Raw genomic sequence first — 24969 nt, 5'->3', positions numbered from 1 at the left:
AGTCCCTAATACGCGCTAACCCCCGTCATTGCCACTATTATAGCTCATTTCCCCTTTCAGGTCAAAGAGGAAATCGCTGACCGACTTGGCCCCCAGATCACCGCGGGAGCGGTGGCGGATGGCGACCAGGCCGGCCGTGGCTTCTTTTTCGCCGACCACCAGCATGTAAGGGACTTTTTGCATTTGGGCGCCGCGGATCTTGGCGCCGATCTTCTCGTTCCGGTCGTCCACCTCGACCCGGACCCCGTGTTCCCGGAGCTGGGCGGCGACCTTAGCCGCGTATTCGAGGTGTTTATCGGAAATAGTGAGGATAGCCACCTGGACCGGGGCAAGCCAGGTCGGGAAAGCACCGGCATAGTGCTCGATCAGAGCGCCGAGGAACCGCTCCAGGCTGCCGAGGACCGCCCGGTGGATCATGACCGGAGTCTTTGCCTGCCCCTTGTCATCGGTGTAGGTCAGGTCGAACCGCTGGGGGAGGTTAAAGTCGACCTGGACGGTCGGTCCCTGCCACTCGCGGCCGAGCGAATCTTTCAGTTTGACATCGATCTTGGGGCCGTAGAAGACGCCGGCGCCCGGATCGATCTCGAAGGGGAGTCCGCGGTCCTGCAAGGTCTTTTCCAGGATCGCCGTGGCCCGTTCCCAGTTTTCCGGCGTTCCGGCAAAATGTTCCGGCCGGGTGGAGAGGTTCACCTTGAACTCAAAGCCGAAAACCTTCATGACGTAAGTGATGAAGTCGATGATCGCCAGGATCTCGCCTTCCAGCTGGTCCTCGCGGCAGAAGATGTGGGCGTCGTCCTGGGTAAACCCGCGGACCCGGAGCAGACCGTGCAGTACGCCCGATTTTTCGTAGCGATAGACGGTGCCGAGCTCAAAGTAGCGGATCGGCAGGTCGCGGTAGCTGCGCGTTTTCCGCTTGAAGATCAGGATGTGGCCGGGGCAGTTCATCGGTTTGACGACGTAATCCTGCTCGTCGATCTTCATGAAGTACATGTTCTCGCGGTAGTAATTGGTGTGGCCCGAAGTGTTCCAGAGGTCGATCTTGCCGATGTGGGGGATAACGACGAACTCGTAACCCCGCTTGGCGTTCTCTTTCTTTAAAAAATCCTCGATCAGCATCCGGACGGTCGCGCCGCGCGGGTGGTAATAGACGAAGCCGGCGCCGGCTTCCTCGTGGAAAGAGAAGAGGTCCAGTTCCTTGCCGAGCTTGCGGTGGTCGCGCTTCTTCGCCTCTTCCAGGTTCTTCAAGTATTCGTCCAGCTCTTTCTGGGACGGGAAAACCGTGCCGTAGATCCGCTGCATCATCGGGTTCGTCTCGATCCCGTGCCAGTAGGCGCCGGCGATGGAAAGGAGCTTGAACGCCTTGATGTGGCCGGTGTGCTCGAGGTGCGGCCCGCGGCAGAGATCGAGGAAGTCCCCGCTCTTATAGAGCGTCACTTTTTCCGCTTCGATCTCTTTTAACAGTTCAACTTTATACTTTTCCCCGCGTTCTTCGAACAGCTCGATCGCCTTTTGCCTGGCGATCTCCTGGCGTTCGAACTTATGCTCTTTCTTGATGATCTCTTGCATTTTGGTCTCGATCTTGGGGAGATCTTCGGGCGTGATCTGGGTCGGCAGGTCAAAATCGTAGTAGAAACCGCTCTCAATGGCCGGTCCGATCCCCAGTTTAACCCCAGGGAACAGTGCCTGCACGGCGTGGGCCATCACGTGGGAAGTGGAGTGGCGCAAAACCTCAAGTTCGATCTCTTTTTTCGTCATCAAAGAGAGTATATCACCGGAGCTGGGCACGGGCAAGTTCGTCGGCTTCCAGGAGATCGCCGAGGCCGGGGTTCAGCTTGTTTTGGTGCTGGTCAAGAACGGCTTTGATCTTGACGGCGATCTTGTCGTAAGTGAACTTGCCGGCGAGGAACTGGTTAACGGCTTCTTCGTTGGCGGCGTTGAGAACGGCGGGAAGGGTACCCTTAGCCTTGCCGGCTTCATACGCGTAGGCGAGACAGGGGAATTTGACCAGGTCGGGCTTCTGGAAGGTCAGTTGCGGGGTTTTGGTCAGGTCGAGCCGGCCCCAGTGGTTGGAGGACCGCTCTTCTTCGAGCAGGGCGTACTGGATCGGGACCCGCATGTCGGGGGCGCCGAGCTGCGCCTTGACCGAACCGTCGACGAACTCGACCATTGAATGAATGATACTTTCCGGGTGGATAACGACCTCGATGTTGGCGTAATCGATCCCAAAAAGGAAATGCGCTTCGATGACTTCAAACCCTTTGTTCATTAAGGTGGCGGAATCGATCGTGATCTTCGGCCCCATCTTCCAGGTCGGATGCTTAAGCGCTTCTTTGGCGGTCATCTGCGTCAGCTTTTCGACCGGGGTCTTGAGGAAGGGCCCGCCCGAAGCGGTCAGGATCAGCTTCTTGACCGTCTTTTTGTCTTCCCCGCGCAGGCACTGGGCGATGGCGCTGTGCTCGGAGTCGATCGGCAGGACCTTGACGCCGGCCGCCTTCACTTCGTTCATGAAGAGTTCGCCGGCGGCGACCAGGACTTCTTTGGTCGCCAGGGCGATATCTTTCTTTAGCTTAACGGCTTCCAGGACGGCAGTTAAGGCGAGCGAGCCGGGGATGGCAACGACGACCGTTTTAGCGTCGGCGGCGGTGGCGACCTTCAACAGGCCTTCGGCGCCGTGGTAAAGCTCGACCTTGGCGCCGGCCAATTTAGCTTCGACTTTAGCTTTAATGTCCTCGTTCAGAACGGAGACGATCCGCGGCTGGAACTTTTTGACCTGTTCGACGATCAGGTCGACTTCGTCTTTAGCGGCGATGGCAGAGACCCGGAGACGGCTTGGGAAGATGGAGATGACTTCCAGGCACTGTTTGCCGATCGACCCGGTTGAGCCGAGGATCGCGATCCCTTTCTTTTGTTCCGACGGTTTAGTCGCCATTGTTATCGTGATAATAATCCCAGATGATCTTGACGATCAACGCGACGATCGCGATGCCGGCCAAGATATCGAGATAGTGGCCGTACTGTCTGATTACCATCCAGTTGCTACCCAGGATAAAACCAAGATAGGTGAGGGCAAAACACCAGGGAAGCGAGCCGAGGAAAGAAAAGACGGCAAATTTAATAAACGGCATTTCGGCGACGCCGGCCGGCAGGGAGATAAAGGTCCGGATCACCGGCAGGTTGCGGGAGAGAAAAACGGACCAATCTCCCCATTTGGCAAAGAACTTCTCGGCGTGGTGGACTTCCTTTTCCTTGACGAAGAAATACTTGCCGTATTTCAGGATGAAAGGGCGGCCGCCGTAGAAGCCGATCGCGTAGGTGATGACCGCGCCGAGCAAATTACCGAGCGCTCCCGCCAGCGTCACCCCCCAGATGTTTAATTTGCCGGTCGTTACCAGGAAGCCGGAGAACGGCATAATGATCTCGGAGGGGATCGGGATACAGGCCGATTCGAAAGTCATCAGGACCAAGACCCCGAGATAGCCGACCGCTGAAACGGTCCCCGTCACAAAGACAACGATCAGGTCAATTAGGTGGGTGACCAATTAGCTCCCTTTCTTCAGCCAGTGCATCATGCCGCGGAGCTCGCCGCCGACCTTTTCGATCTGGTGGTTCTTGTCTTTCTCGCGCAGGGCGTTGAAGTTCTTGCAGCCTTCCTTGTTCTCTTTGATAAACTCGCGGGCGAAGGCGCCGTTCTGGATCCGGCCGAGCGCTTTCTTCATCTGCTTCTTGACCTTCTCGTTGATGATCTTGGGCCCGACGGTCAGGTCGCCGTACTCGGCGGTGTTGCTGACCGCTTTGCGCATCCCGAGCAAGCCCTGTTTGTAGATCAGGTCGACGATCAGCTTCAGCTCGTGGCAGCATTCAAAGTAGGCCATCTCCGGCTGGTAACCGGCTTCGACCAGTGTTTCGAACCCGGCTTTGATCAGCGCGGTGCAGCCGCCGCAGAGGACGGTCTGTTCGCCGAACAGGTCGGTCTCGACCTCTTCTTTAAAAGTTGTTTCGAACACGCCGGCGCGGGTCCCGCCGATTCCTTTCGCGTAGGCGAGGGCGGTTTCCTTCGCTTTGCCGCTGGCATCTTGGTAAACGGCGATCAGGCAGGGGACGCCGGCGCTGTCAACGTAAGTGTTCCGGACCATGGCGCCCGGACCTTTGGGGGCGACCATGATGACATCGACATCCTTGGGCGGTTTGATCGCCTTGAAATGGATATTAAAGCCGTGGGAAAACATCAGCGTTTTCCCTTTCTTTAGCGCTTTTTTCAGCGCTTCTTTGTAAACCCCGCCCTGAAGCTCGTCCGGGATCAAAACCTGGATGATGTCGCCCGCCTTGGCGGCCGACTTGGCATCCATGACCTCGAATCCGGCTTCCTGCGCCGCTTTCCAGTTCGGCGTCCCTTCGACCTCGGCAATGATCACCTTGACGCCGCTATCCCGCAAGTTCTGGGATTGCGCCGTTCCCTGGTTCCCGTAACCGATCACCGCTACCGTCTTGTCCTTCAATAACCCCAGATCCGCGTCCTTGTCGTAATAAACCTTAGCCATTTCCTTTTCCCCCTTCGTGATTATTCCGCGCTGCCGCGCTGCAGGGCGATCCGCCCTGTTCTGACCAATTCCTTGATCCCGAACTTTGTCAGGAGCTTGATCGCTCCCTCAACCTTGCTCTCTTCGCCGGTCAATTCCAGCGTCATCGACGTTTCCGCCACGTCGACGATCTTGGCCCGGAAGATCTCGGCGATCTGGGTGATCTCCGGCCGGGTCTTTTCGCTGGCCGCGACCTTTGCCAGCACCAGCTCGCTCTGGATCGATTTCTCCGCCGGCAGGTCGAACACTTTTAAGGTGTCGATCAGCTTATAGAGCTGCTTGGTGATCTGTTCGAGGTCGGACTCGTCGCCTTCCACGACGATCGTCATCCGCGACATGGTCGGATCCTCGGTCATCCCGACCGCCAGCGATTCGATGTTGAACCCGCGGCGGGAAAAGAGCCCGCTGACCCGGGAGAGGACCCCCGGCTTATTCTCCACTATTACGCTAATGGTATGTTTCATGTTAGTCGATCAACATTTCGTTAATGGCTTGCCCCGGCGGCACGAACGGGAAGACGTTCTCTTCCTTGGCGACGACAAAGTCGACCAGGACCGGCCGGTCGTTAATGGCGAAGGCTTTTTCGATCGCCCCGCGCACTTCTTCCGGCTTAGTGACGCGCAGGCCGACCGCGCCGTAGGCTTCCGCGATCTTGACCAGGTCCGGGTTATTGCAAAGATTGGTGTGCGAATAGTGCCGGTCGTAGATCAGCTCCTGCCACTGCCGGACCATGCCAAGGAAACAATTGTTCAACACAAAGATCTTGATCGGCAGCCGGTTGTTGACCGCGGTCGTCAGCTCCTGGATGTTCATCTGGATCGAGCCGTCGCCGGCGAAGTCGATCACCAGCGCGTCGGGCCGCCCGAACTGGGCGCCGTTCGCCGCCGGCAGGCCAAAACCCATTGTCCCGAGGCCGCCGGACGAGATCCAGCTCCGCGGTTTGGTGTACTTATAGAACATCGCCGCCCACATCTGGTTCTGGCCGACCTCGGTGACGATGATCGTGTCGCGGTCCTTGGCCAGTTCGTGCGCCTGCTCAATGACGTACTGCGGCTTGATCGTCTCGTCCAGCTTATAGGAGAGGGGGTATTTCTTTTTCCACTCGGCGATCATTTCCACCCACTGCTGGTGCTTTTCCTTGGGGCCGATCTTGTCGAGGATCGCCTGCAGCACTTTTTTGACGTCGCCGACGATCGGGATGTCCACCCGGACATTCTTGCCGATCTCGGCCGGGTCGATGTCGATATGGATCACCTTCGCGTTGGGGGCGAACTTGGCGATGTGGCCGGTCACCCGGTCGTCAAAGCGGGCGCCGATCCCGATCAGGAGATCGCATTCGGTCACCGCGTAGTTGGCGTAAGCGGTGCCGTGCATACCGAGCATCCCCATCGACAGTTCGTGCGTTTCCGGGAACGCGCCGATCCCCATCAGGGTGGTGGTCACCGGCAGGTTGCATTTTTCCGCCAGCTCCTTCAGCTCTTTGGCCGCGTTGGCGGAAATGACGCCGCCGCCGGCGTAGATGATCGGTTTTTTGGCGGCTTGAATGGCCTTGACCGCCAGGGCGATCTGCTTCGGGTGCCCGTCGGTCCGCGGCTTGTAGCTCGGAATATCGACTTTGTCCGGATACTGGTAATCCAGCTTATTGGTGAAGACGTCCTTGGGGATATCGACGACGACCGGGCCGGGGCGGCCGGTCCGGGCGATATGGAACGCTTCTTTGATGATCCGCGGCAGGTCCTCCACCTTCTTGATCAGGTAGTTGTGCTTGGAGATCGGCATGGTGATGCCGGTCACGTCGGCCTCCTGGAACGAATCGCGGCCGAGGAGCGGGGTTGCCACCTGGCCGGTGATCGCGATCATGGGGATCGAGTCCATATAGGCGTTGGCGATGCCGGTAGTTAAATTTGTTGCGCCGGGACCGGAAGTGGCCAGGCAGACGCCGACCTTGCCGGTTGCCCGGGCGTAGCCGTCCGCCGCGTGGGCCGCGCCCTGTTCGTGCCGGACCAGGATATGTTTGACCCGCTTGTCGGCGAACATCGCGTCATAGAGGGGGAGGACCACCCCGCCGGGGTAGCCAAAAATGATCTCCACCCCTTCGCGGTGGAGCGATTCGAGCAATGCTTGCGCGCCGGTCAGCTCCATATAGCCGATTTTATCACAATAAAACGGCTATTTCAAAACCGCGCCGGTCGAGGCGGAAGTGACCAGCCGCTGGTAGCGGGACAGCCAGCCGGTGGTGAATTTCGGTTTCGGCTCTTTCCAGTGCGCCAGCCGTTGGGTCATTTCGGCGTTCGTTAACCGGACGTGCAGTTTCCGGTTCGGGATGTCGATCTCAATGATGTCGCCGTCCTTAACAGCCGCGATCGGACCGCCCTCCGCCGCTTCGGGAGAGACGTGACCGATACACGGCCCGCGCGTTCCGCCCGAGAACCGGCCGTCAGTTATTAACGCGACCGATTCGGATAACCCCATCCCGGCGATCGCCGAGGTCGGGTAGAGCATTTCCCTCATGCCGGGGCCGCCTTTCGGCCCTTCGTAGCGGATGACAACGACATCGCCGTGCTTGATCCGGCCGGCATTGATCGCCCGCTGGGCGGCATCCTCGGAATCAAAGACCTTGGCCGGGCCGACATGTTTCATCATCTTGGCCGAAACAGCCGTTTGCTTGATAACCGAACCTTCCGGCGCCAGATTCCCCTTCAAGATCGCCAGGCTGCCCTGTTTGTGATAAGGATTGGAGAGAGGCCGGATAATGTTCTTGTCAAAGACCTCTCCGGCGGCCGCGATCTGTTTGATCGTCAGGCCCGAGACGGTCGGATTGTTGACGATCATTCTGCCCAGCGTGTGGAGCGCCGCCGGCACGCCGCCGGCATGGTCCAGGTCTTCCATAAAATGGTCGCCGCCGGGGCGGATACTGGCGATGTGCGGCGTTTCTTTGCTGATCTTGTCGAAGAGTTCGACCGGCAGCTTGAACCCGGCTTCGCTGGCGATCGCCGTCAGGTGGAGGACGGCGTTGGTCGACCCGCCGAGCGACATGTCGAGGCGGATAGCGTTCAGGAACGCGTTCAGGTTCATGATCTTGCGCGGCGTGACGTTTTTCTTCACCAGCGAGACGATCTGCTTGCCGCTTTCGTAGGCGATCATTTTCTTTTTCGACGAGACGGCGAGCGAAGTGCCGCAGTAGGGGAGAGACATCCCCAGCGCTTCCGTCGCGCAGGCCATGGTGTTGGCGGTGAACATGCCGGAACAGGCGCCGGCGCCCGGACAAGCGTTCAGCGTCAGGTTATCAAGCTCTTTTTTGCTGATCTTCCCCTGATGGTAAGCGGCCTCGGCCTCGAAAGTGTCGTGGACCAGGTCGAGCCGGGTCATCTTGTAACAGCCGGCCAGCATCGGGCCGGCGGTGACGACGATGCAGGGGATGTTCAGCCGCGCGGCCGCCATCAACATCCCGGGGGTGATCTTGTCGCAGGCGGTCAGCAGGACCAGGCCGTCCAGCTGGTGCGCCTGGGCCATCGTTTCGATCTCGTCGGCGATCAGTTCGCGAGAGGGGAGCGAATAGTGCATCCCGTGGTGCCCCATGGCGATACCGTCGCAGATGGCGGGCAGGCCAAAGGTAAAGGCGACGCCGCCGCCGGAGTGGATCCCTTTTTCGATCACCCGCTCCAGCCCCCGCATGTCAACGTGGCCGGGGACCAGGTCGGTAAAGCTGGAGGCGAGACCGATGAACGGCTTGCCCATTTCCGATTGGGAGACGCCGGTCGCGTGCAGGAGCGAGAGGATCGGGGCCCGTTTTTTCAACGCATCACTTCTCATCTAACAATTCCTCCTTTAACCATTTCAGCGCGCCGCGGGCGTCGTGCACCCCTTCTTTGACCTGCGGCTTCTTGGCTTCTTTGCCAAGCGTCATTAAATAAGCGACCTTGCCGGCCCGCGTCCGGATGTCGTTATATTTCGCCTGTTTGACCAGGTCGTCGCTCAGGTAGGGCAGGTACCCGTAGGCGCCGACCCCCGACATGTCGATCATCTTTCCTCCGTTTGCGGCGGGACGATCGTGACCAGGTCGTCGACCTGGGCGTGATCGAAGAAATAATTCAGCCGCTGCTTGAACTTTTTCAGGTCCGAACCGCCGCCCGGCTTCTTGTCGACAAAGATCTTACCGCCGTGCTGGTCGTACTCGATGATCTCGAACGCCGCGCCCGCGTGTTCCTGGAATACCAGGACCCAGTGCCCGCTGTCGACGCCGAGCGCCAGCTTGCTGCCGTCGGGCAGCGTCAATTCCTCGTTGCGAAAAGCGATCGTCCCGATGAATTTTTCGTCGCGGAAGTCGACCGTCTCCAGGTATTTGGACAACCGGGCCATATCGGGATTATAGCCCAAATCGGGTGAAATTTCAGCCGCGACCCGCGGAAATAGCTCTGTATGGTTTCCCGAGCAAAGGCGGCTGCCGCCAACACTTTTAAAGAAAGAGTTTATAACATGGCCCAAAGGCGGCCGCGGCAGAACGTCGCCTTTTTCAGCATGGAGTACGCCCTGGCGAACAAGTTCCGGATCTATTCCGGCGGACTGGGTGTCCTGGCCGGCGACTGGGTCAAATCGGCGGCCGATATCGGTGCCCCGGTTTTTCCGATCGGCCTGCTCTACCGCGACGGTTATTTCAAACAACAGATAGTTGACGGCCGCCAGCGGCAGGAAAGGCAATCGTGGGACATCGAACGGGGGACCGGGCTCGTTGACCTGCAAGAGGCGGTCTCGCTGCAGATCGCCGGGCAGACGATCACCGCCAAACTGTGGGGGATGGAGATCAAAGGTTACGGCGGGGAATTCGTGCCGCTGACCCTGCTCGATACGCGGGGAGTCCCGAACCCGCACGGTTTTGAAGAGATCACCAGCCAGCTGTACGCGGCCGGCCAGTGGGAAAGACTGACCCAGGAGATGGTTCTCGGGATCGGCGGCGTCCGCGCGCTGGAGCTTTTCGGCCTGCCGATCTCTTATTATCATTTAAATGAAGGCCATGCCGCGTTCGCTATTGTTGAGGTCCTGAACCGGCTGGGAAAAGCGCTGGAGAACATCACCCCGGAAGATTTCCAGGGGGTCAAGGAGCTTTTTTCCTTTACCACCCACACGCCGGTCCCGGCCGGCTTTGACCGGTTCGAGATCGGCCAGATCACCCACGCTTTCAGCGAGCAGTTTTTGCGGACAGCCGTCCTGGCGCTCGGCAAAGACCCGCAGAACCAGAGCTTTATCAACATGGCGCTCCTGGCGATGCGGCTTTCCGGCGTCCGGAACGGAGTTTCCCAGCTGCACGCGCAGGTTTCCGAAGAGATGTTTCCCGAGTTCCGGCCGATCATCGGGATCACCAACGGCATCCACCACCTGACCTGGACCTCGGAAAACGTCCAGCAAGTGCTGGACGAACACGTGCCGGACTGGAAAAAAGACCCGGCCCAGCTCAGCGCCCTGATGATCAAGCGCGATGACCCCGGAGTCCGGGAGGCGCTTTGGTCGGCGCATCAAGCGAACAAGGCCAGGCTGATCAACATGGTCAAAAGAATGGTCGGCGTCCAAATGGACCCCGAGGTCTTGACGGTCGGGTTCGCCCGCCGGTTCGCCACTTACAAACGCGGCAACCTCCTTTTTACCAACGAAGCGGAACTGCGGCGGCTGGCGGACGAGCACGGCGGCTTGCAGATCATCATGTCCGGTAAAGCCCATCCGGCCGACGGCCCGGGCAAGGGGATCATCGCGCACGTGATCGAGGTCGGCAACCGGCTGATGCGCGAGACCGACGGCAAGATCAAATTCGCTTTCATCCCCGATTACGACATGTCGAAGGCGGCGGTCCTGGTTTCCGGCGCCGATATCTGGCTCAATAACCCGCTCCGGCCTTACGAAGCGTCGGGCACCTCCGGGATGAAAGCGTCGATCAACGGCGTCCCCAACGTCAGCATCAGCGACGGCTGGTGGGCGGAGACGCGCGGCGGCGGCTGGACGATCGGCGATCCGGCGCTCAAACCGAGCGATAACGATCCGCAGCTTTATAATGCCGATTCCGCTTCGCTTTACCAGACGCTGGGAACGGTTTTGCAAGCTTACCGCAACCGCGGGGCGGACCCGACCTTCGTCAACCAGATGATCGAGGCGATCGCCCTGAACGGCAGCTTTTTCAACACGCAGCGGATGACCGAACAGTACGTGGCCGAGGTCTGGCGGCCGCGGATCAGCGATCCGCTCCTCCTGCCGAAACAAGAGGAGCGGGCAAGCCTGTCGCTCGGCGACACCTTCAAGCTGTTCGGGCGGACCGCGCTGGCGGTGGCGGAAGCGCCGACCGAAGCGAAGATTGAAGAACTGGCAGCCACGGCTTTGCTCAAGGCGCTCCCCGGCAGCTGGCGCGTTACCCGCTACGACGCGCACAACGAATCGGTCCGGATCGCCCGCGGCTGGATCGGCAAACGCTTTGGCGAGATCGTTTACGAAGAGCGCCGGAGCGAGCTGGGGCAGTCCGGTTTCGACCACTGGAAGGCGCTCGCCGAATTTTCCGGCGAAGTGATGGCCGACCTGCTTCGGACAAAAGAGGCGCAGATCATCGCCTATCCGGAGAAAGACCGGCGCTGCTACCGCGACGGCAAACTGTCGGCGCCCGAGCCGTTCATTTTGGTGCCGGAGATCGTCAACGGCGAGATCCGCGGCGCCTACAAGATCGATTTCCGCAACGGCGGCCTGCTGGTCGAAGAGAGCGGCCAGATGTTGATCAATTCACTGCTGGAGATCGTCGGCTCGGCCAAGGCGAAACGGCTCGAGGTCGACATGGCGGCCGATTTTGCCGAATTCGACAACGAGGCGGCGGTGATCAACTGGGCGCTGGTCCTGGCGACGGCCGGCGGCTTTGTCGACATGCCGCGCTACGCCATCGAGACGAACCGGGTGGCGATCTTTGTCCCCAACGAAAAAGGCGAACTGGTCGGCGCCCAGGCGATCGGCGAGACCAGCACGAGCGAACACCACCGGAAATTGACCGACCTGAGCCGTAACACCTACACCGCCGGCGTTCAGCAGTTCTTGCGCAAGTTCGACCAGGGCCAGAGCGCGCTCAATCTGGCGATCAGCGGCAAACCGGTCGGGAAGAACATCGTCTACGGCCCGATCAAGGTCCAGGACGGCTTTACCATGTTCAACCATCTGGAGTTCAACGGCGGGTTCGACACGGTCCGGCTGCGCGAACTGCGCGAACAGATCGAACAGCTCTTGGCCGTTGACGGCCGCAAGATCGAGAATTATCTCCTGCTGCCGGTCAAAGGGGCGGACGGCAAACTGCAGGCGATGGTCTACGTCGACAACGCTTTTTCCGGCAAACCGCTCAATGCCGACAAGTTCATGGAGATCATCGACGCGGCGGCCCAGCGGATCATCGAGCTCCGGGCGGCTGCTAAAGCCGCAGCGCAATAACGTTTTCCAGGTGCGGGGTGTGGGGAAAGAGGTCGAGCGGCTGGCAAGCTTCAATTTTATACCCGAACGCTTTTAACGCCTCCACGTCATTTTTCTGCGTCAGCGGATTGCACGAAACGTAAATTAGCTGCCGGGCTTTTAACTCGCCCAGTTTTTCGAGCACTTTTTTATGCAGGCCGGGACGGGGCGGGTCGACCACGATCAGGTCGGCTTTCTCCCGGTAAGAGGGAAGGATCTCCTCAACTCGCCCCAAGCTGGCCGAGAAATTCTTGATACCGTTCAGCTGCGCGTTGCTCCGGGACAGCTCGACCGCTTCTTTGTTCTCTTCCAGCCCGATGACCTTGCCGACCGACCCGGCCAGGAAGAGGCCGATGCTCCCGGTCCCGGAATAGAGGTCAAGCAAGGTGCCGCTGCCGTCCGCCTTGATCAGGCCTTGCACGGTCGTTAGGATGTTTTCCGCCGCTTTGATGTTGGTCTGGAAGAACGATTGGACCGGGACGTTGAACTTTAGCCCGCCCAAGACTTCCTCGTAATGGTCCCGGCCGAGCGTTTGCAAAACGTCGCCGAACGAGCGGTCGGCCAGCGAGCGGTTAACCGCCCAGGTCAGGCCGGCGACCCGGTCTTTCAGCTCCGCCCAGAGCGGCGGCAGCGGGAATTCCCCCTGATCGGAGGTCAGGATATTGACGACGAGATTGTTGACGTTCTTCCCTTCGCGGATGACCAGATGGCGGAGCAGCCCCCGCTTGAATTCGTAGGCCGGCAGGCCGGACGCGGCGGCAAAGCGCTTGATCGCCTGCATGACCTCATTGCTGGCCTCCGACATCAGCAGGCATTTTTCCAGGTCGATCACTTTATACCGGCCGGCTTTAAGGCCGAGGGCGTGAGCGGGGCCGAAAGCGTAATCCATCCGATTGCGATAGTAATAGATGTCCGGTGAAGGGATGATCGGCCGGCAGTCGCCGAAGAGGGCCCTGACCAATGTTTCTTTGTGTTTTAATTGGGCCGCGTATTTTAGCCCTTGCCAGGAGCAGCCGCCGCACCGGCCGAAGTAGGGGCAGGGGGGCGTCTGGCGATCAGGCGAGCCGGAGATCAGGGAGTGGACGGCGCCCAGCTTCTTTTTCTTGTTCATGACCGAACCGCTGATAACGTCGCCCGGGTAGGTGAAAGGGTAGCTTGCTCCTTCGCCGACCCCTTTCCCTTTCTCATCCAACGCGGTGATCTTGACCGTTTCGGGCATACAGGCATTATAGCAAACCGTGAAATTCCGGCTGATATTTCACGATAAATACCAGTAGGGAGGATACTATCAGGTCATGGTTGCCAGGATAGAAAGACAACAGATCAATCTGGCTATTTCCCGCTTTTTTGGCGTGGAGATCAAGAAACAACGGCAAACCCGGGTCTTTAATCTTTTGCCCAGCGCCGTGCTGTGCGCCGACGGGCGGATCAACGAACAATTCCTGCCACACATCGCTCCCCGGATGGTCGAACTGTTCCCGGAAACACCCCGCTCGGCCGAAGAGCTGATCGGAATGCTTAAAGCGGAGGGCCTGACTTGCGCCGAATTCAATTTCGGCGGCATTTATACCGGGGTTATCAAGGAACGGGATGCCATCGGCCGGTTGGTCGACGCCCACATCAAATTGCGGAACATCAACGCGCGGCTGCTTTCCCTGCAGGAATTCGTCCAGAAGCTCGGCCTGGAGCCGGAACAGAACCGGTTGATCGCCACCAAATGCATCCGCGAGGCGCTCGGCTTTAGCGGCGTCCGCGTCTACTCGGTAAACTCCGGGGAAGGGACCTGGCACCATCGCAATTCCGAGGGGGAAGAAGGGGTCTCCCGCTTCTCCGAACGGCGGCCGTCCGATCCCAACTCGGAAAAAGGTTTTATCATTAAGCTGTTGCGGCAAGAGATCCCGGCCGCTGACGTTGCCCGGGCGGCCAGCGAAGGATTGTACGAATGGAAATTTGACGGGGAATGGGGTTTCCTGCATATTCCCGACCGGGCCAAGTGCGACTTTGTCGACAAAGAACAGCTGCGTAAGGACGAGGAGGGCGATGTTGCGCAGGGCCGGAACGGTTACGGCTCCGGCGGCGCCCGGGAAATACTGTACCTGGTTCTGAACCGGCGCGACCGGAACGAGCAGGAAGTCTTCATGATCACCAACTGGGAAAGCCGGAAACCGCTCTTTGAGGAAAAGAAGCGGGACCTGGAATTGCTGCACACCTTCGCCAAGGGGGTGATCGGCGCGAACGACCGGGCGGAAAATCACCAGAAATTGAAGGACATCTCGGTCCACGACGAACTGACCGGCGTCCACAACCGGCGCTACTTCAACAAGCATTTGGAAAAGGAAATCGCCCGTTCGCTCCGCTATAACCATCCGCTTTCCCTGCTGATGACCGACATCGACTTTTTCAAGAAGGTCAACGACACGCTCGGCCACCAGGCCGGCGATTATATCCTGCGCCAGGTGGCGCAAACGATCAAAGAAGAGCTGCGGGACAAGATCGATACGGTCGCCCGCTACGGCGGCGAAGAATTCGCGGCCATCCTGCCGGAAACGAACGGGGGCGGGGTCAGCGCGCGGGAGATCGCCGAGCGGGTCAGGTTAGCGGTCGAGAATAAGAATTTTGAATATCAGGGAAAATCCATCAAAGTGACGATCAGTATCGGGGTCTCAACGCTGGTCAAGGACCAGGACCCGAATAAGCCGCTGACCGTTGGGGAGCTGATCTACCGGGCCGATCAGGCCCTATACGATGCCAAGGAAAAGGGCCGTAATCGGGTGATCGTTTCCTCTCATTGACCCGGCTAAATTAGCATTGCCCGCCCAAAAACCCCGTGTTATAATCCGAGCAAATGCTGCGTTACCTTACTGCCGGTGAGTCTCACGGCCGGGCGCTGGTCGCCATCCTGGACGGTTGCCCCGCCAATCTTCCCCTGACCGCCGAGGATATCGATCTTGACCTGGCTCGCCGCCAGCTGGGGTATGGCCGCGGCGCCCGGATGAAACTGGAAAAAGACCAGGCGGAAATCCTGTCCGGCCTGCGCAAGGGAAAAACGATCGGCAGCCCGATCGCCCTGCTGATCCCCAACAAGAGCACCGAATTCTTCGAAAAGGCCATTACCGCGCTGCGGCCCGGGCATGCCGACCTGGCCGGCGCCGCTAAATACGACCAAAAAGACGTGCGGAACATTCTGGAGCGCGCTTCCGCCCGTGAAACCGCGGCCCGCGTCGCCGTCGGCGCCGTCGCCCGCGCTCTGGCGGGAGAGGTCAAGATCAGGGCGACCAGCCGGGTCGTGGAGATTGGCGGCCGCAAGGAACGGAAGGAGTGGCAGCGGGCGATCGACCAAGCTAGGGCAGCCGGCGATTCGGTCGGCGGTATTTTCGAAGTGGTCGTGACTGGGCTGCCGATCGGCCTCGGGACTTACGCTCAGTGGGACAAGCGTTTGGACGGGAACCTGGCCAGGGCGATCATGTCAATCCCGGCCGTCAAAGGGGTGGAGATCGGGCTCGGGTTCGAGGCGGCCAAACGGCTCGGTTCCAAGGTCCACGATGAGCTTTTCTACGTCAAAAAGAAAGGTTTTTACCATAAAAGCAACAATGCCGGCGGCTTGGAAGGCGGCATCACTAATGGGGAGCCGATCGTGATCCGCGCGGCGCTGAAGCCGATCGCCACGCTAGGGAAGCCGCTCCAGTCAGTTGACCTGGCGACCAAAAAGCCGGCAGCGGCCCACGTTGAGCGGGCCGACGTCTGCGCCGTCGAAGCGGCCGCCGTGATCGGGGAAGCGGCCGCCCTGATCGAAGTGGTCAACGCGCTGCTGGAAAAGTGCGGCGGCGACAGCCTGGAAGAGCTGAAGGCGAATCTTGCCGCTTATCAAAAACAAGTTTCTGTGTTATAATAGCCTCACTATGTCAGCAAAAATCAAATTACAAAGAGTTGGGACCAAAAATCAGCCGTCTTACCGGGTCGTTGTCCAGGACGAGGCCCGGCCGACCGTGGCGCGGGTCGTCGCGATCCTCGGCACGTATTTTCCCCTAAAAGAACCGACCGAGTTTGCGGTCAATAAAGAGTTAACCCTCGACTGGATCCGCAAGGGAGCCAAGCCGACCGAAAAGGTCAGGATCCTGCTCGGCAAAGCGGGCGTCCTGCCGCCGATCGACCTGGCGGCTTTACCGAAACGGAAGAAGAAAGGCGAGGCGGCGGCAGCGCCAGCGGCGGAAGCCCCGGCGGCGGCCGTTCCGGCAGCCCCCGCGCCCAAGGAAGAAGCGGCCGCGGCATGAAAGAGCTCGTCGAATACGTCGTTAAGTCATTAGTTGATAATCCCGAGGCGGTCACCGTGAACGAAGCGGCCGGCCCCATGGCCACGGTCATCGAGATCCGGACCGCGCCGGAAGACGCCGGCAAGGTCATCGGCCGCGAAGGCCGCATCGCCAACGCGATCCGGACGATCGTCAAGGCGGCGTCTGCGAAACAGAACCAGAAGGTCTCGGTGGAGATCTTGACCGAAGATAAGCGAACAGGGGAGGCAAGATAATGGCGGAAAAAGGGATCGAATTAAAACGGATCGTGATGGTCAAGGCGATCGTGACGGAAGCTTTTAAAGACAACCTGGTCAAGGAACTGGAACGGGCCATTGCCAACATCGACGGCCAGGTCAATCAGATGGAAGCCCAGAGCAAAGGGTACATGGAAGACCTGAAAAAGAAGGGGCTCATGCAAAAAGCGGCCGCCTTCAAGCACCAATACGAAGAAGAACGGGGCCGCCAGTCCGCCGCCAAGGCCGATCTGATGATGAAGGTCGAAGAAGCGAAGCGGCTGCAGATCGGTTCCGAGTTCGTCCAGGGCCCGCTGGAAGGCCCGGTCACCGTCAGCATCGGCGACAACCTGTATAAACGGGTCGGCGGCGCCGAGATCGTCGTTAAGGACGGGATAATCCAAGAGATCCGCGGCGTCTGATCCGGCGCCCGGTCTCGGGATACAATGCGCTTTACTCTCCTCACCCTTTTCCCGGAGATGTTCCAGGGGCCGTTGAGCGAAAGCCTGCTCAAAAAAGCCCAGTCAAAAGAATTACTCTCTCTGCAAGTGGTCGACCTGCGCGATTTTACCTCCGACAAGCATAAGACGGCCGATGATTCGCCTTATGGCGGCGGCGCCGGCATGGTGATGATGGTCGGCCCGATCGCCGCGGCCTTGTCACGGGTCAAGAGTCACGGGTCACGAGTTATTTATATGTGCCCGACCGGGAAACCGCTGACGCAGCACAAGGTCAACGAGCTGGCCAAGGCGGAGCACCTGGTCATCCTTTGCGGGCATTATGAGGGGATCGACGAGCGGGCCAGGCAGCTGGTCGACGAGGAGATCTCGATCGGCGACTATGTTCTGACCGGCGGCGAACTGCCGGCGATGGTCCTGGTCGACGCGATCGCCAGGCAAATTCCCGGGGTCATTAAGGAGCAGAGCTCGGTCGAGAACGACTCCTTTTTCGGCGATCTGCTCGACCACCCGAGCTACACCAAGCCGGAGGAGCACGCAGGGGACAAAGTCCCTGAACTGCTGCTTTCCGGGCACCACGCGGAGATCGAGCGGTGGCGGCGCCGGGCGGCGCTGCGGCAAACGCTTTACCGGCGGCCGGACCTACTGGCCAAGGCAAAATTGACCGCAGAGGACAGGGCGCTCCTGACCGAGATCGTGCAGCATGGCTAATCTTTACCTCGCCTTGCTCCACCATCCGGTCTACAACAAGCGGCAGGACGTGGTCACGACCAGCATCACCGGGTTCGACCTGCACGATATCGCCCGTTCGGCGCTGACTTTCGGGGTCAAAAAATATTTTGTCGTTAATCCGCTGCCGGCCCAGCAGGAGTTCGCCCGGCGGATCTTTGAATTCTGGATGGACGAAGGGAGCCTGGAGTTCAACTGGACCAGGGCGGAGGCGTTCAAGCTGGTCTCGATCCAGGGGACGCTGGCCGACGCGATCGGCGCGGTGGAAAAGGCCGAAGGCCGGAGACCAAAAGTGATCGCGACGTCGGCCAAGCCGCGGACCACGCTCGGCTTTGCGCAGCTGAGCGCCGAACTGAAGACCGGCGACCAGCCGGTCCTGCTGCTGTTCGGCACCGGCTGGGGGATGGCGGACGAGGTTTTTGACCAGGTGGACGGGGTCCTGCCGCCCGTGATCGGCCAAGCCGAGTATAACCATTTGTCAGTTCGCTCCGCAACTGCTATAATACTGGATAGATTGCTAGGCCGATAGCTTAGAAGGAGCGTAATTCCCCATGGACGTTATTACCGAGATCGAAAAAAGTCAAATGAAGAAGAATGTCCCGAGCTTCAAGGTCGGAGATACCGTCAAGGTCTTTTCCAAGATCGTGGAAGGCGGCAAGGAAAGGCTGCAGGGCTTTGAAGGGATCGTCATTAAAAGGACCGGCGGCAGCAGCCGGGAAAATTTCACGGTCCGCAAGTTGGTCCAGGGGGTCGGCGTCGAGCGGACGTTCCCCATCCACTCGCCGAAAGTCGACAGGGTGGAAGTGATCCGCAGCGGCAAGGTCCGCCGCGCCAAGCTTTATTACCTGCGCAAGAGGATCGGCGGCCAAGCGACCAAGGTCGACGAAGCCGACAAGATCGAAGGGGCCACGGAAAGTGCCCCGGCTTAACCACTGGCTTTTTGACTGGTCCGAAACGATCATCGTCGCCCTCGTTCTGGCGCTGGTGATCCGCGCTTTTTTCCTCCAGGTCTTTTGGATCCCCTCCGGCTCGATGGAGCCGACGCTCGACATCAACGACCGGATCGTGGTCAATAAAGTCGCTTACCATTTCCGCGAGCCGCGGCGCCTGGAGGTCGTGGTTTTCCGCGGCGTGCCGGCGATGGGCGTGGAGAAAAAAGACCTGATCAAGCGCCTGGTTGGCCTGCCCGGCGAGAAGCTGGAGGTCAAGGACGGCAAGATCTACATCAATGACCAACCGGTAGCCGAGAAACACACGCTGAACGAGGACTACGCCAATTTCGGCCCGGTCACCATCCCGCCCGCTTCGTTCTTTGTCATGGGGGACAATCGTCCCGCCTCGGCCGACAGCCGCTACTGGGGTTTCCTGCCGAAAAGCAATTTGATCGGCCCCGCGTTCCTCCGGCTCTGGCCGCTCGCCAAGTTCGGCCTGCTTGCCTGGGACTGATGCCCTCGCTCCTTTACGAGAACCGTCTCCGCCAAAAAGGCTTCACCCTGATCGCCGGCATTGACGAGGTCGGCCGCGGTCCGCTGGCCGGTCCGGTCGTCGCGGCCGCCGTTATCCTGCCGCCCCAATACGCGATCAAGGGCCTTAATGATTCCAAGCTTTTGTCCGCCCGGCAAAGGGAGAGATTGTGCCGCGTGATCAAGGCCAAAGCGCTGGCGGTCGGCGTCGGTATCGCCGGGCATCTGGAAATAGACCGCTTGCATATCGGCCGGGCCAATCGGCTGGCGATGGAGCGGGCGGTCGGCAAGCTGGGCGTGAAGCCGGATTTTTTACTGATCGACGGCGGCCGGTCGAAGATCAAAAGCGTCATTCCCCAGCAAGGGATGACCGGCGCGGACCGGAAAAGCGCGGCGGTCGCGGCCGCTTCGATCATCGCCAAAGTAGCTCGCGACCGGATCATGCAAAAATACCATTATCTTTACCGGCTCTACCGCTTTGACCGCCACAAAGGCTACGGCACGGCGGAGCATTGCCGCCTGCTGCGGCAATACGGGCCGGCGCCCATTCACCGGCGTTCGTTCCGGCCGGTCGGCTCTCTGGCTTGACCCGCTTGACACTCCGCCCGGGGCGTTGTTATAATATTTTTACTAAAACCAACCGGGGAGGTGAAAAAAGATGAACAAGGAACAGCTCTGCAACTTCGTTTCCAAGCAGACCAAAATGTCCAAGACCAAGGTGATGGCGATGCTTGACACGACCTTTGACGCGATCGAAGGCTCGCTGAAAAAAGGCCAGGAGGTCCGGCTCGTCGGCTTCGGCACCTGGAAAAAGGCGCGCCGCAAAGCCCGCCCGGGCCGCAACCCGCAGACCGGCAAGAAACTGACGATCCCGGCCCGCAACGTCGTCAAGTTCAGCATGGGTCAACATTTATTCGATCAGCTCAATTAGCTCCCGAAGCCCCCTAAATTTTGGCGTTTTAGCCGGAAGGTAGGGGGCTTCTTCTATCCGCCAGTCACCCCACTGTCGAAAAGCACTACAGTTCACTTAGCGCTGAGCGTGGCAATAAGATTGCTATTGCGCGGGCATGGGGATGGAGAGTTACCGGCTGGGGCAGGAGGGGGAAGACGCGGCGGAGGAGTATCTCCGGCAACAGGGCTATCAGATCATCGAGCGGAATTACCATTCTCAGCAGGGGGAGATCGACCTGATCGCCAAAGAGGGCGGTTTCCTGGTCTTTGTGGAGGTCAAGAGCTACTCGTTCCGCAGCCTCGGCTCGCCGGCCGGCGCCGTCCGCAAGAGCAAGCGGGAGAGCATTATCCACGCCGCGCAAACGTATATTTACCAGCAACAGGTCAAGGACACTTATTGCCGGTTCGACGTCCTGACGATCTACCGGCGGCTGGACGGCTCCCGGGCGATCGAGCTGTACAGGAACGCTTTTTCGTGCTGATCAAGATCAATTCGGCGGCGGTGCTCGGGCTGGAAGCTTACCGGGTGACGGTCGAGATCGACGCGCAAAAGCGGCTCCCCGGCCAGTCGATCGTCGGGTTGCCCGACGCCTCGGTCAAGGAATCGCGCGACCGGGTCCGGGCGGCGATCGAGAACTCCGGCTTCGAATTTCCGCCCGGCTATTTTACGATCAACCTGGCGCCGGCCGACACCAGGAAAGAAGGCCCGCTTTACGACCTGCCGATCGCCCTGGGGATGCTGGCCGTTTCCGAACAGATCGGCCCCAAAAGGCTGGACGGCGCCTTCATGCTTGGCGAGCTGTCGCTGGACGGCGGCGTGCGCGGAGTGAACGGCGTACTGCCGATCTGTCTTTCCTTAAAAAACGCCGGGGTCAAGACGCTCCTGGTCCCCCGGGAGAACGCCGATGAAGCGGCGCTGGTGGCCGGGATCGACGTCCTGCCGGTCGGCTCGCTGCGGGAAGCGGCGGAATATTTGAGCGGCGCCAGGGAGATCGCCCCGCACAAAATAGATATCGCCGCCCTTTTTCCGCCGGAGCCGGATTACGGGATCGATTTTGCCGACGTCAAAGGGCAGGGGCACGCGAAAAGGGCGCTGGAGATCGCGGCTGCCGGCGGCCACAATCTTTTACTGGTCGGTTCTCCCGGTTCGGGCAAGACGATGCTTGCCCGCCGGCTGCCGACCATCCTGCCGCCGCTTTCCCTCGGCGAAGCGCTGGACGTGACCAAACTGTATTCCGTGACCGGGCTGCTCGACGGCAAGAAAGTGCTGATCACCAACCGGCCGTTCCGCTCCCCCCACCACACCACTTCCGACATCGGGATCATCGGCGGCGGCCGGATCCCGCGCCCGGGGGAGGTGTCCCTCGCTCATTTGGGAGTCCTCTTCCTCGATGAATTTCCCGAATTCGAACGGAACGTGCTGGAGGTCCTGCGCCAGCCGCTGGAAGACGGCAAAGTCACCATTTCCCGCGCCCATTCGACCCTCACTTATCCCGCCCAGTTCATGCTGGTGGCGGCGATGAATCCCTGTCCGTGCGGCAATTATCTTGACCCGATCAAGCATTGCACTTGTTCCCCGTTCAAGGTCCAGCAGTACTGGAGCAAGTTGTCCGGTCCGCTGCTCGACCGGATCGACCTGCATGTCGAAGTTCCCCGGCTGAAGAAGGAAGAGCTGGCCGCGCAGCCGAACGGAGAACCGTCAAAAGCGATCAGGGCCAGGGTCGCGGCCGCCCGCCTGGTCCAGCAGGCAAGATTCCAGGGGAGCGAAGCGTTCTGCAACGCCCGGATGAGCCCGCGGCAGATGAAGGATGCCTGCGTGCTGGATAAGGAGGCCGAGGCGCTGCTGAAAGCGGCGATCATGCACCTGCAGTTGTCCGGCCGGGCTTACGACCGGATCCTCAAGGTCGCCCGGACGATCGCCGACCTGGACGGCTCGTCCGCAATCCAGGCAAAGCATATAGCGGAAGCGACTCAATACCGTAATATGGATCGCAACCCCGCAACAAGCTCGGGATAAGGGGGGAAAGACAATGGACCAAATGATGCTGCTGAAGATAGTTGATCGGAATATCTATCAGATCAGAGGACTTAAAGTGATGCTGGATCGGGACCTGGCGGAATTATACGGCGTTAAGCCGATCCGTTTGCGGGAACAGGTAAAACGTAATCCGGGACGCTTTCCGGCAGATTTCATGTTCCGCTTGAATGAGACAGAAACTAGGTGGCTGGTATCGCAAAATGCGATACCTACTACCAAGAGCCTGGGCGGATCACTCCCTTTAGTATTTACGGAACATGGCGCTCTGATGCTTTCCTCGGTTTTGAATACGGAACGGGCTATCAAGATGGGCATCTTCATTGTTCGGGCGTTCGTGAAGATGCGGGAAATGGCCGGTTCATACAAGGCGCTGGCAGTACAGATAAGGGAAATGGAGCGGACTTATGACAAGCGTTTTCGGATCGTTTTCAGCGCTTTAAGAAAAATCATTGATCCGCCTATAGGACCGAAGAAACGGATCGGATTTCTCCGAGGAGGTGAGGCGTAATGTATCGGGTGGTTTATCAATTACCGTTCAACAGCATCAGGGAAATTTACATGCCGTCAGACGAATTGCAAACCTGGCTGCGCTGGCACTGGCTGCGCGAGCGGATCGTTAGTTACGAGGAGGTGAATTAAATGAAGGAAGGGACAAAGGAGTTGTTCCAACGGATGGTTAAGGCTGGGAGGCGGACCTATTTCATTTCGGTCCGGCAGACGGAGAACGAGAAGAAGTACGTGACCGTGACGGAGAGCCGGCTGGTGGACAAGAACAAGTTCGACCGGTTCAATATCATGGTATTCCCGGAAAAACTGGCGGATTTCGTCACGGCTTTGCAGGATGCTTACGCGGTGGCGGTTTAACGCTTAGCCGAAGGCGCTCCGGCCGGCGCCGGGGCGCCCGGCGGCCTAAAAGCGGCGCCGACGCGGGCGATCGTGCGGAGAAAACCCTTGTCCCGCAGCCGGTGAAAATACCGTTCCAGCTCGGCGTCGCGCTCCCGTTCCGACCAGTCGGCTCGGTCGAACCTGCGAAAGTTCAGGGCGGTGAATTTCCTGACCGTCGAACATCCGCCTCCGTAGGCGGCGAGGAGTTTTTTCCACATGTAAAGATCGGTCGCGATCTCCTGCGGCGGGGTTGTCACCCAGCCTTCTTTTAAGCCGAAATAACTGTCTCTGGTGTGGGCGCCGAAGGTTAAACCGAAAAAATTTTCCCCCTTTAACATCCGCTCGACAATAGCGGGATCGTTCAAGTCTATCCAGTAAACCCCCATCAGTAGATTTTTGTTGTCCCGGATTTTCTTGGGCGGGGCGACAATGCCGTGGAGGGAATGGGTAAAACGGCAACCGGCCAGGGAGCGCTCCATTTCCGCGACGTGCGCGGGGAGCCACAGGTCATCGTGGCTGCAATAACAGATGATCTTGCCGGTCGTTTGCTTGATAACGACGTCCCGGTAAGACTCCCCGGTCCTTGGCGATTTCGGAAAAATGAAAACTTTGACGCGGGGGTCATCGTCCGCTATTTCCCGGAAGAGGGAGACCATCTTGTCGGGCGAGCCGTCGCAGATGACGCAGATCTCCAGGTCGCGGACCGTCTGTTGTTGGACGCTTTTTATTGCCCAGCGGGCAAACAGGGCGTCGCCGTAGGTCGGGATGATAACGGTTGCCCTGGCCGGGCCGGGCTTCAGTTCTAAATAATGCCCGGGTATTGGAAAGTATTGGGCGATTCTTGCAAGCCATCCCATGCCTTGTGCTCCTTGCGGGTATCGATCAATTTCTGGATATAATCGCTGAAGATGGGCGGCCGGTGTTTGGTCCCGATATACGGGTAATTATCGCTGTTCGCCGCCTCGATCTTTCTGAGCCGGCTGGGATGCCATAAAAAATCATCTTCTAAATAGTCGTTCAAGTCGAGCAGCGCGGCCTCTTTCTGGTATTTGCATTCCGGGCCGAGGTAATTGACGCCGTCCGCCCCGACCTGGATCAGGAAATAAGACCCGTGCAGCTTCTCGAACTTCAGGGGGAGAGGGGAATAACGTTCCAAGGGGACCTGGACGTTAAAATTTTCCGGCCAGACCGTTTTCAGCCGTGCGATCTCTTCCAGGGTGCCGGACTGATCGTCCTGGACCGGCGTTCCCGCCTCCCAATCGACGCAAAACGGGTGAAAATAGAGCCAGTCTATACCGGCGGCGAACGCCTGGGCCCCGACCGGGCCGTACCGGTGGTTCCACGCTTTTCGGGTCAGCATGGCGGCGCCGAGCTCCAGCGGGCTTTTTTCCCGGTCGATGCGCCGGCGCAGCCCGGCGATCTTTTTCAGGGTATTGCTAAGCGATTCGGTGTCCGCTTCCTGCCAATCATAGAGAGAAATGCGGATCGAGGTCGCATGCTCCAGCAGGGCATCTTGCACTTCGGGGCGGTCGATGTTGGCGCCGTTGGAAATAATTGCGATCTGCTTGAACCCTTTCTTTTTTGCCAGCTTGATCGTTGCGGGAAAATGGGGGACGATCGTTGGCTCTCCCCCTGACAACACTAAGCCAGTAGTTCTGTGGCCCAGTATCCCGAATAGCCTGTCGAGAAAAGGGAGCTGCAAGGTCAACCCGGGCTTTTTGGACGCTGAGTAGGGGCAGGCAGGGCAGTCGCGGGAACACAACTGCGTCAGGTCCATTTCCATGGTGGTCGGGAATATCCGTTCATTGTTCAGGTACGCTTCTATTTTATGATGATCAATCCCTACCTTGGAGGGGGCGAAGATCTTGCCATGGTGTTTCAT

The 24969-nt window shown here is 59.3% G+C and carries 29 protein-coding genes; 17 read left to right on the top strand and 12 right to left on the bottom strand.

The window, feature by feature from the left end; all coding sequences use genetic code 11:
• Nucleotides 1-15: 15 nt before the first annotated feature.
• Genes thrS through WC529_02480 form a run of 9 tightly spaced genes read right to left on the bottom strand, consistent with a single transcriptional unit; the run spans nucleotide 16 to nucleotide 8936 of the window.
• Nucleotides 16-1755 carry a threonine--tRNA ligase gene (gene thrS, locus WC529_02520; protein ID MFA5113153.1) on the bottom strand — a complete coding sequence of 580 codons (1740 nt, stop codon included), beginning with the start codon at nucleotides 1753-1755 and terminating at the stop codon, nucleotides 16-18.
• Nucleotides 1756-1768: 13 nt separating this feature from the next.
• Complete coding sequence (locus tag WC529_02515; GenBank protein ID MFA5113152.1) at nucleotides 1769-2929, bottom strand: 1-deoxy-D-xylulose-5-phosphate reductoisomerase; 1161 nt, start codon at nucleotides 2927-2929, stop codon at nucleotides 1769-1771.
• On the bottom strand, nucleotides 2919-3539 hold the full coding sequence (locus WC529_02510; GenBank protein ID MFA5113151.1) for a DedA family protein: 621 nt from the start codon (nucleotides 3537-3539) through the stop codon (nucleotides 2919-2921). Before WC529_02510 ends, WC529_02515 begins: the two co-directional genes overlap by 11 nt.
• Entirely contained in the window at nucleotides 3540-4538 is a 999-nt protein-coding gene (gene ilvC, locus WC529_02505) for a ketol-acid reductoisomerase (GenBank protein ID MFA5113150.1), read from the bottom strand. It lies immediately after the preceding gene.
• Between the two features lie 20 nt (nucleotides 4539-4558).
• A complete protein-coding gene (gene ilvN, locus WC529_02500) occupies nucleotides 4559-5041 on the bottom strand; it encodes an acetolactate synthase small subunit (GenBank protein MFA5113149.1) in 483 nt (160 codons plus the stop codon).
• A gap of 1 nt (nucleotide 5042) precedes the next feature.
• Nucleotides 5043-6719, bottom strand: coding sequence for a biosynthetic-type acetolactate synthase large subunit (gene ilvB / locus WC529_02495; GenBank protein MFA5113148.1), 1677 nt, complete (start codon nucleotides 6717-6719; stop codon nucleotides 5043-5045).
• A 27-nt stretch (nucleotides 6720-6746) separates the two neighbouring features.
• Nucleotides 6747-8390 (bottom strand): dihydroxy-acid dehydratase, encoded by a 1644-nt coding sequence (ilvD, locus tag WC529_02490; protein ID MFA5113147.1) that lies wholly within the window; start codon nucleotides 8388-8390, stop codon nucleotides 6747-6749.
• Nucleotides 8380-8601, bottom strand: coding sequence for a hypothetical protein (locus WC529_02485; GenBank protein MFA5113146.1), 222 nt, complete (start codon nucleotides 8599-8601; stop codon nucleotides 8380-8382). The genes ilvD and WC529_02485 overlap by 11 nt, the downstream gene beginning before the upstream one ends.
• Nucleotides 8598-8936 carry a hypothetical protein gene (locus WC529_02480; protein MFA5113145.1) on the bottom strand — a complete coding sequence of 113 codons (339 nt, stop codon included), beginning with the start codon at nucleotides 8934-8936 and terminating at the stop codon, nucleotides 8598-8600. The genes WC529_02485 and WC529_02480 overlap by 4 nt, the downstream gene beginning before the upstream one ends.
• Before the next feature lie 60 nt (nucleotides 8937-8996).
• Between WC529_02480 and glgP the strand changes: the two genes are divergently transcribed.
• Complete coding sequence (glgP, locus tag WC529_02475; protein ID MFA5113144.1) at nucleotides 8997-12020, top strand: alpha-glucan family phosphorylase; 3024 nt, start codon at nucleotides 8997-8999, stop codon at nucleotides 12018-12020.
• Here the strand turns inward: glgP and rlmD are convergent.
• Nucleotides 12001-13257 carry a 23S rRNA (uracil(1939)-C(5))-methyltransferase RlmD gene (gene rlmD / locus WC529_02470; GenBank protein ID MFA5113143.1) on the bottom strand — a complete coding sequence of 419 codons (1257 nt, stop codon included), beginning with the start codon at nucleotides 13255-13257 and terminating at the stop codon, nucleotides 12001-12003. The two genes, glgP and rlmD, sit on opposite strands and share 20 nt — an antisense overlap.
• A 76-nt stretch (nucleotides 13258-13333) precedes the next feature.
• Here rlmD and WC529_02465 point away from each other — a divergent pair, with 76 nt between their 5' ends.
• The 16 genes from WC529_02465 to WC529_02390 all read left to right on the top strand — a co-directional run bounded on the left by WC529_02465 (nucleotide 13334) and on the right by WC529_02390 (nucleotide 23066).
• Entirely contained in the window at nucleotides 13334-14830 is a 1497-nt protein-coding gene (locus tag WC529_02465) for a GGDEF domain-containing protein (GenBank protein MFA5113142.1), read from the top strand.
• Nucleotides 14831-14883: 53 nt separating this feature from the next.
• Nucleotides 14884-15927 carry a chorismate synthase gene (locus tag WC529_02460; protein ID MFA5113141.1) on the top strand — a complete coding sequence of 348 codons (1044 nt, stop codon included), beginning with the start codon at nucleotides 14884-14886 and terminating at the stop codon, nucleotides 15925-15927.
• A gap of 10 nt (nucleotides 15928-15937) precedes the next feature.
• Entirely contained in the window at nucleotides 15938-16309 is a 372-nt protein-coding gene (rpsP, locus tag WC529_02455) for a 30S ribosomal protein S16 (GenBank protein MFA5113140.1), read from the top strand.
• Nucleotides 16306-16563 carry a KH domain-containing protein gene (locus WC529_02450; GenBank protein MFA5113139.1) on the top strand — a complete coding sequence of 86 codons (258 nt, stop codon included), beginning with the start codon at nucleotides 16306-16308 and terminating at the stop codon, nucleotides 16561-16563. Before rpsP ends, WC529_02450 begins: the two co-directional genes overlap by 4 nt.
• Nucleotides 16563-16985 (top strand): YlqD family protein, encoded by a 423-nt coding sequence (locus WC529_02445; GenBank protein ID MFA5113138.1) that lies wholly within the window; start codon nucleotides 16563-16565, stop codon nucleotides 16983-16985. The genes WC529_02450 and WC529_02445 overlap by 1 nt, the downstream gene beginning before the upstream one ends.
• 24 nt (nucleotides 16986-17009) lie before the next feature.
• Nucleotides 17010-17732: a tRNA (guanosine(37)-N1)-methyltransferase TrmD gene (gene trmD, locus WC529_02440; GenBank protein ID MFA5113137.1), complete on the top strand. Its 723-nt coding sequence runs from the start codon at nucleotides 17010-17012 to the stop codon at nucleotides 17730-17732.
• The gene (locus tag WC529_02435) at nucleotides 17725-18279 is read left to right on the top strand and encodes an RNA methyltransferase (GenBank protein ID MFA5113136.1); all 555 of its coding nucleotides are present in this window, start codon (nucleotides 17725-17727) and stop codon (nucleotides 18277-18279) included. Before trmD ends, WC529_02435 begins: the two co-directional genes overlap by 8 nt.
• 22 nt (nucleotides 18280-18301) lie before the next feature.
• Nucleotides 18302-18679, top strand: coding sequence for a 50S ribosomal protein L19 (gene rplS, locus WC529_02430; protein MFA5113135.1), 378 nt, complete (start codon nucleotides 18302-18304; stop codon nucleotides 18677-18679).
• Nucleotides 18666-19196, top strand: a complete 531-nt coding sequence (gene lepB, locus WC529_02425) for a signal peptidase I (protein MFA5113134.1) — start codon at nucleotides 18666-18668, stop codon at nucleotides 19194-19196. Before rplS ends, lepB begins: the two co-directional genes overlap by 14 nt.
• Complete coding sequence (locus tag WC529_02420; GenBank protein ID MFA5113133.1) at nucleotides 19196-19801, top strand: ribonuclease HII; 606 nt, start codon at nucleotides 19196-19198, stop codon at nucleotides 19799-19801. The genes lepB and WC529_02420 overlap by 1 nt, the downstream gene beginning before the upstream one ends.
• A gap of 70 nt (nucleotides 19802-19871) precedes the next feature.
• The gene (locus tag WC529_02415) at nucleotides 19872-20144 is read left to right on the top strand and encodes an HU family DNA-binding protein (protein ID MFA5113132.1); all 273 of its coding nucleotides are present in this window, start codon (nucleotides 19872-19874) and stop codon (nucleotides 20142-20144) included.
• Nucleotides 20145-20280: 136 nt separating this feature from the next.
• Nucleotides 20281-20646, top strand: a complete 366-nt coding sequence (locus tag WC529_02410; GenBank protein MFA5113131.1) for a YraN family protein — start codon at nucleotides 20281-20283, stop codon at nucleotides 20644-20646.
• A complete protein-coding gene (locus WC529_02405) occupies nucleotides 20640-22181 on the top strand; it encodes a YifB family Mg chelatase-like AAA ATPase (GenBank protein ID MFA5113130.1) in 1542 nt (513 codons plus the stop codon). Before WC529_02410 ends, WC529_02405 begins: the two co-directional genes overlap by 7 nt.
• A 22-nt stretch (nucleotides 22182-22203) precedes the next feature.
• Entirely contained in the window at nucleotides 22204-22710 is a 507-nt protein-coding gene (locus WC529_02400; GenBank protein MFA5113129.1) for an ORF6N domain-containing protein, read from the top strand.
• Nucleotides 22711-22718: 8 nt separating this feature from the next.
• On the top strand, nucleotides 22719-22841 hold the full coding sequence (locus tag WC529_02395; protein MFA5113128.1) for a hypothetical protein: 123 nt from the start codon (nucleotides 22719-22721) through the stop codon (nucleotides 22839-22841).
• Nucleotides 22842-23066 (top strand): DUF3276 family protein, encoded by a 225-nt coding sequence (locus WC529_02390; GenBank protein ID MFA5113127.1) that lies wholly within the window; start codon nucleotides 22842-22844, stop codon nucleotides 23064-23066.
• On the opposite strand, the gene WC529_02385 is transcribed toward WC529_02390, so the two are convergent.
• Together WC529_02385 and WC529_02380 are read right to left on the bottom strand one after the other, a co-directional pair.
• On the bottom strand, nucleotides 23063-23944 hold the full coding sequence (locus tag WC529_02385; protein ID MFA5113126.1) for a glycosyltransferase family A protein: 882 nt from the start codon (nucleotides 23942-23944) through the stop codon (nucleotides 23063-23065). The two genes, WC529_02390 and WC529_02385, sit on opposite strands and share 4 nt — an antisense overlap.
• On the bottom strand, nucleotides 23890-24969 hold the full coding sequence (locus WC529_02380; protein ID MFA5113125.1) for a radical SAM protein: 1080 nt from the start codon (nucleotides 24967-24969) through the stop codon (nucleotides 23890-23892). The genes WC529_02385 and WC529_02380 overlap by 55 nt, the downstream gene beginning before the upstream one ends.

This window comes from Candidatus Margulisiibacteriota bacterium, assembly GCA_041650855.1.
Lineage (GTDB): Bacteria > Margulisbacteria > WOR-1 > O2-12-FULL-45-9 > XYB2-FULL-48-7 > JALOPZ01.
This window is presented reverse-complemented; position numbering and strand designations above follow the sequence as displayed.

Bases quoted from the DNA above. Each gene is read 5' to 3' on its own strand.
- thrS (MFA5113153.1), bottom strand. From the start codon at position 1,755: ATGACGAAAAAAGAGATCGAACTTGAGGTTTTGCGCCACTCCACTTCC.
- WC529_02515 (MFA5113152.1), bottom strand. From the start codon at position 2,929: ATGGCGACTAAACCGTCGGAACAAAAGAAAGGGATCGCGATCCTCGGC.
- ilvC (MFA5113150.1), bottom strand. From the start codon at position 4,538: ATGGCTAAGGTTTATTACGACAAGGACGCGGATCTGGGGTTATTGAAG.
- ilvN (MFA5113149.1), bottom strand. From the start codon at position 5,041: ATGAAACATACCATTAGCGTAATAGTGGAGAATAAGCCGGGGGTCCTC.
- ilvB (MFA5113148.1), bottom strand. From the start codon at position 6,719: ATGGAGCTGACCGGCGCGCAAGCATTGCTCGAATCGCTCCACCGCGAA.
- ilvD (MFA5113147.1), bottom strand. From the start codon at position 8,390: ATGAGAAGTGATGCGTTGAAAAAACGGGCCCCGATCCTCTCGCTCCTG.
- WC529_02485 (MFA5113146.1), bottom strand. From the start codon at position 8,601: ATGATCGACATGTCGGGGGTCGGCGCCTACGGGTACCTGCCCTACCTG.
- WC529_02480 (MFA5113145.1), bottom strand. From the start codon at position 8,936: ATGGCCCGGTTGTCCAAATACCTGGAGACGGTCGACTTCCGCGACGAA.
- glgP (MFA5113144.1), top strand. From the start codon at position 8,997: ATGGTTTCCCGAGCAAAGGCGGCTGCCGCCAACACTTTTAAAGAAAGA.
- rlmD (MFA5113143.1), bottom strand. From the start codon at position 13,257: ATGCCCGAAACGGTCAAGATCACCGCGTTGGATGAGAAAGGGAAAGGG.
- WC529_02465 (MFA5113142.1), top strand. From the start codon at position 13,334: ATGGTTGCCAGGATAGAAAGACAACAGATCAATCTGGCTATTTCCCGC.
- WC529_02460 (MFA5113141.1), top strand. From the start codon at position 14,884: ATGCTGCGTTACCTTACTGCCGGTGAGTCTCACGGCCGGGCGCTGGTC.
- rpsP (MFA5113140.1), top strand. From the start codon at position 15,938: ATGTCAGCAAAAATCAAATTACAAAGAGTTGGGACCAAAAATCAGCCG.
- WC529_02450 (MFA5113139.1), top strand. From the start codon at position 16,306: ATGAAAGAGCTCGTCGAATACGTCGTTAAGTCATTAGTTGATAATCCC.
- WC529_02445 (MFA5113138.1), top strand. From the start codon at position 16,563: ATGGCGGAAAAAGGGATCGAATTAAAACGGATCGTGATGGTCAAGGCG.
- trmD (MFA5113137.1), top strand. From the start codon at position 17,010: ATGCGCTTTACTCTCCTCACCCTTTTCCCGGAGATGTTCCAGGGGCCG.
- WC529_02435 (MFA5113136.1), top strand. From the start codon at position 17,725: ATGGCTAATCTTTACCTCGCCTTGCTCCACCATCCGGTCTACAACAAG.
- rplS (MFA5113135.1), top strand. From the start codon at position 18,302: ATGGACGTTATTACCGAGATCGAAAAAAGTCAAATGAAGAAGAATGTC.
- WC529_02420 (MFA5113133.1), top strand. From the start codon at position 19,196: ATGCCCTCGCTCCTTTACGAGAACCGTCTCCGCCAAAAAGGCTTCACC.
- WC529_02415 (MFA5113132.1), top strand. From the start codon at position 19,872: ATGAACAAGGAACAGCTCTGCAACTTCGTTTCCAAGCAGACCAAAATG.
- WC529_02410 (MFA5113131.1), top strand. From the start codon at position 20,281: ATGGGGATGGAGAGTTACCGGCTGGGGCAGGAGGGGGAAGACGCGGCG.
- WC529_02400 (MFA5113129.1), top strand. From the start codon at position 22,204: ATGATGCTGCTGAAGATAGTTGATCGGAATATCTATCAGATCAGAGGA.
- WC529_02390 (MFA5113127.1), top strand. From the start codon at position 22,842: ATGAAGGAAGGGACAAAGGAGTTGTTCCAACGGATGGTTAAGGCTGGG.
- WC529_02385 (MFA5113126.1), bottom strand. From the start codon at position 23,944: ATGGGATGGCTTGCAAGAATCGCCCAATACTTTCCAATACCCGGGCAT.
- WC529_02380 (MFA5113125.1), bottom strand. From the start codon at position 24,969: ATGAAACACCATGGCAAGATCTTCGCCCCCTCCAAGGTAGGGATTGAT.